The organism is Pyxidicoccus fallax, assembly GCF_012933655.1.
GTDB lineage: Bacteria > Myxococcota > Myxococcia > Myxococcales > Myxococcaceae > Myxococcus > Myxococcus fallax.
The window spans coordinates 1-4,432 of record NZ_JABBJJ010000575.1 but is presented as its reverse complement, the minus strand read 5'-3'; the positions used below and the strand labels follow the sequence as shown (position 1 = coordinate 4,432).

Here is a 4,432-nt window from a genome sequence, read left to right as displayed (position 1 = left end):
GCCGGGAGGGGTGTTGATAGCTTGGGGGCATGAACGGCTCCCGTGCTTCCGACCTCCTCGGGCAGATTCTCGAACGCACGCGGCTGCGAGGGCAGCTCTACTGTCGCACCGTGGTGCGGGCTCCCTGGGGACTGCGCTTCCCGCCGACGGCCGTGGCGACCATTCACCTCGTCATCTCGGGGAGCGGGCATCTCGCACAGGGGCGACAGGTCATCGCCCTGGGGCCCGGGGATGTCGTGCTGCTGCCTCGGGGAGATGGGCACTCCCTGTCGGACGCTCCGCGCACCCCGAAGGTGCCGCTGGAGCAATGGTTGGCGGAGCGCGGTGACGCGCCCGTGCACGTGCCGGGCGGTACCGGGGCGGAGTCGAGGTTCCTCTGCGGCTTCTTCACCTTCGACGAGCCCATGGCACATCCGGTCCTACGCCTGTTGCCCGAGCGGGTGCATCTGCGCGGGGACTCCGAGGCTGTTCGCGCCATGTTGCCCACGGTGGCGCTGTTGGAGCAGGAGTACGAGCGCGCCGAGCGCGGTGTGTCGGTGGTCGTGTCCCGGCTTCTCGATGTCCTGCTGGTGCAGGTGCTGCGCGCGTGGGCGGATGCACAGCCGCCGGGTGAGGCGGGGTGGCTGGGCGCATTGGGGGACAGGACGCTTGCCAGCGCGCTGGGGTGGATGCACTCCGAGCCCGGACGGGACTGGAGCGTGGACGAGCTGGCGCGCCGCGCGGGGACCTCACGGGCGACACTCGCGCGGCGCTTCGCGGCCGAGGTCGGCATGGCGCCCCATGCGTACCTCACGCGGCTGCGGATGCAGGAGGCCGCCGTGCAGCTGCGTCAGGGGGATGAAGGACTCGCGGCGATCGCGGCGCGCGTTGGCTACGACTCCGAGTTCGCCTTCAATCGCGCGTTCCGCCGGTTCATGGGCATGCCGCCGGGGGTGTACCGGCGGCATGCGCGTTCCTGAACGGGTACTAATCCTTCCCCGCGCCCTTCGGCGGCCCTTCACCGCCCATGGGCGACAGCGCGGCGGACAGCGCACCGGCCTGCTCGTGCGGCATCTTGTCTCGCGGCGAGCGGTAGTACTGCATGGGCGAGTGGTGCAGGAAGTTCGACACGCGGCTCGTGTAGAGACAGGCGTACTGCTCCACCTGGTACCCGAAGCGGCTGTTCTCGTTGCCCTCCTTGAACAGCAGCCCCCAGTACGGGTTGAAGCCTTCCTCCACGTCCTGCTCCAGCGTGTCCGCGATGTCGTTCGCGTCCTTCAGCGCCCGGCGCATCCGGTCCAGCTCGAACTTCGTCTGCTTGCGCAGCTCCTCCGTCGCCGCCCGGTCCTCCGCCGACAAGGGCTCGCGCTCCAGCCTGCGCTCCAGCGTGTTCAAGAGCGTCTTGTGGTGGTTCACCTCGTCGTCCAGACGCTCGCGCACCACCTCCACCTGCGACAGGGTGCCAATCTCCTCCTGCCGCGAGTCCGTGTAGGTGATCTCGTCTTCAATCTCCTGCACCACCATGCACGTGCGCCACAGCGACGACTTCTTCGACTTCAGGATGTCGCCGTAGATGTGGTCGCCCACGTAGAGGATGTTCTCTCCGCGGTAGCCCGTCAGCTCCTCGAAGCGCGCCAGGTTGCCGCCCGAGTACACCTTGCCGCGGTCCAGCGACGTGGCCTCGCCCACCACGCGGCCTTCCTCCGTGGACGCGTCCAGCTCCAGGAACGGCCGCGCTTCCGTGAAGAAGCCCGGCTTGCCCGCCGCCGTCACCACCACGTCGAAGTAGTTCCTCCAGCTCGGGTACTCCGCCAGCTGCCCGTCCAACAGGTACTTCATCACCGCGTCCGTGTAGTCCCACGCGGAGTTCGTCAGCAGGAACAGCCGCTTGCCGCCCGAGCGCAGCTTGTGCAGCGCCGGCCCCAGCTCCGGGTCCAGGAACACGTAGCGCCCCAGGTCCTTGCGCACCTCGCGCTTGAGCGAGTTGTCCCGGTGCACCGTGTCGATGGCCTCGCGGATGTCGTCGTACAGCTTGCCGTAATCCACCCGGTGCCCCAGCGACTCCAGCAGCTCGATGATGCCCGCGAACAGGCACGTCTCCGGCAGCGCGAAGAGCGTGTCGTTCCACGCGAACTGCGGGTTGCGCAGCCGCACGCGCTTGTTGCGGTACAGCTCGCGCCACACCTCCGGCTTCAGCGGACGCAGCCCGTGGTACGCGCGCCCCACGTGGCCGAACCGGTCCATCTTCAGGATGTTCCCGTTCACCCGGTCCACCGCCAGCCCGCGCATCACGAAGTGGTGGTCGTAGAGCAGGCTGCCCACCACCGGCGGGTAGTGGTACTCGGACACCAGCTTCGCCAGCGTCATGTCGAACGACAGCTGCTCCAGCCGGCGCATGTGGTAGATGGCCAGCGTGTAGTCCATGTCGAAGCCAATCAGCTCCACGCTCGACATGCGCAGGTTGCGGTTGACGAACACCTCCCGCGCTCGGGGCACCAGGTCGCGCCGCTCGCGAGGCAACGTCAGCAGCCGGGCGAGCCCCTCATCGGCCAGCAGGTCGTGGGCACGCCGCGTCGCACTCTCGGCGCGCGCACGGTTGAGAGGAGAACGGAAGCTCCCGTGAAGCGGGTCCTGCAAGGGCCCGCCCGGGATGGGACGGAAGGGGGAGAGAGTCGGAGCCACGGAACATCAACACATACCACGCGCGCGTCATGACGGCTCGGTCCTTGCGGGCTCGCGAGCGAGCGTGGCACGCTCCCCATCCCCCATGCGCTCGCCCGCCCGACGTCAGCCCCCGGAGAGTGCCGAGGAGGTCCATGCGCGCCTGTCCGCCCGCATCGAGGCGCTCGAGGACCGTGTGCGCCGCCTGGAAGCCCGGCTCCGCGTGAGCATCGCCGCTGTCGCGCCTGTCGCCCGGCGGGCCTCCGTGCAAGCAAGCGAGCTCCCACGCCCCGTCCGTGCCCGCCCACGCTGCCCGGGCTGTACGCTGGAGCTGCCGCCCGGCCGACGCGGTGAGTCGTGCGTCTGGTGCGGCTTCGTCTTCTCCGCCGTGTCCCGGCGCCGTCCGGCCCGAAAGAAGCGATGAGCGCCACCTACCGGCTGACGGGTCGTATCGAGACGGGCGAGCTCGCGGAGCTGTACGAGGGGCTCCAGCTCCCCGGCGTCGAGGTGGTGGTGAAGCTCTTCCACCCCAAGACGTCGGACCCGGCCTACGCGCTCGACCTCGCCGAGACGACGCGCCTGCTCCAGCCCGTGCGCCACCCCGGCATCCTTCACGTGGTGGACATTGGCGTCGTGCGTCAGCGGCTCGCCGTCATCCGCGAGGACGTGGACGGCTTCACGCTGGGCACCGCGCTGCAGCGGCTGCACGCCAAGGAGGTGGTGCTGCCGCCGCCCGTGGCGCTCTACATCGTCATCCAGTTGCTGGAGGCCGTGCAGGCGGCCCATGACGCGGGCGTCCTCCATGGCGCCCTCACGCCGGGCAACGTGGTGCTGTCGCGCGACGGCACGCCCGCCGTGTGTGACTTCGGCGCGCTGCGCGCCCTCATGGCGGTGCCGCAATTGCGGCGCTCGTTCGCGGGGCGGGGCCGCGGTACCTATCGCGCTCCCGAGGTGTCTCGCGGCGAGGCGCACACCGAGCAGTCCGACATCTACTCGCTGGGCGCCATCGCGTACGAGCTGCTCACCCAGCGCGAGCCCGTGGTGGCCGGCGGCGGTGGCGTCTCCACGCGGCGCGGCGAGGGGCTGCCTCCCCCCAGCCGGTTGGACCGGCGCATCAACGCGCGGTTGGACCCGCTCATCCTTCGCGCGCTGGAGTCCGGCCCCCAGCGGCGCTTCCGCTCGTGTGGCGAGTTCGCCTCGTCGCTGCGCAACTTCCTCTCCATGAGCGGCGGCATGCCCGGCCCGGACGACGTGCGCCGCTTCGTGAGCGAGCTGCTCCCCAGCGAGATGAGCCTCGCCGGCCTCGTCGGGCCCGCGGCCTTCAAGGAGCCCTTCACCCTGGAGCCCATCTCCGGCGCGGAGATGGACGACATCCAGGCCGAGGAGCCCGAGGCCTCCATCATCCAGCGCGCGCCCTTCAGCCGCTCGCTCTCCGAGGACGAGGCCAGCGCCGACACCCAGGACGCCGCCGCGCCCGCCTTCGCAGAGTACCGCCCCGAGGACTACGAGCCGGCCCCCGCCGCGCGGCGCCCGGACCCCGTCGGGGAAGGGGAGACCACCGGCCCCGGCCAGGCGGGTCCGCTGGAGCGGGGCTGGGAGGCGCCACCGGGCGCGGCCCCTCCGAAGCCCCGCCGGCAGCTCGTCCCCCAGGGCGGCGCCAACGGGCAGCAGCCCACGCGCGCCGGAATGCGCAACCCGCGCGTGAAGGTGGTGGAGGACTTCTCCGGGCCCGGCCCCTCGGACGAGGACGAGGAGCTGTCCGTCTCCGTCTCCACCTCCGGCCGCCGCACCT

The 4,432-nt window shown here is 70.7% G+C and carries 3 protein-coding genes; 2 read left to right on the top strand and 1 reads right to left on the bottom strand.

All coding sequences use genetic code 11. The features are described 5' to 3' along the window. Positions 1–29 precede the first annotated feature (29 nt). On the top strand, positions 30–959 hold the full coding sequence (locus HG543_RS51865) for an AraC family transcriptional regulator (protein ID WP_169352400.1): 930 nt from the start codon (positions 30–32) through the stop codon (positions 957–959). A gap of 7 nt (positions 960–966) precedes the next feature. Here HG543_RS51865 and HG543_RS51860 read toward each other — a convergent pair whose 3' ends face one another. Further along, positions 967–2,661 (bottom strand): HAD-IG family 5'-nucleotidase, encoded by a 1,695-nt coding sequence (locus HG543_RS51860; protein ID WP_169352399.1) that lies wholly within the window; start codon positions 2,659–2,661, stop codon positions 967–969. A gap of 399 nt (positions 2,662–3,060) precedes the next feature. On the opposite strand from HG543_RS51860, the gene HG543_RS51855 reads away from it, so the two are divergent. Next, on the top strand, positions 3,061–4,432 hold a 1,372-nt coding region (locus HG543_RS51855), incomplete at its 3' end, for a serine/threonine-protein kinase (protein WP_171818853.1).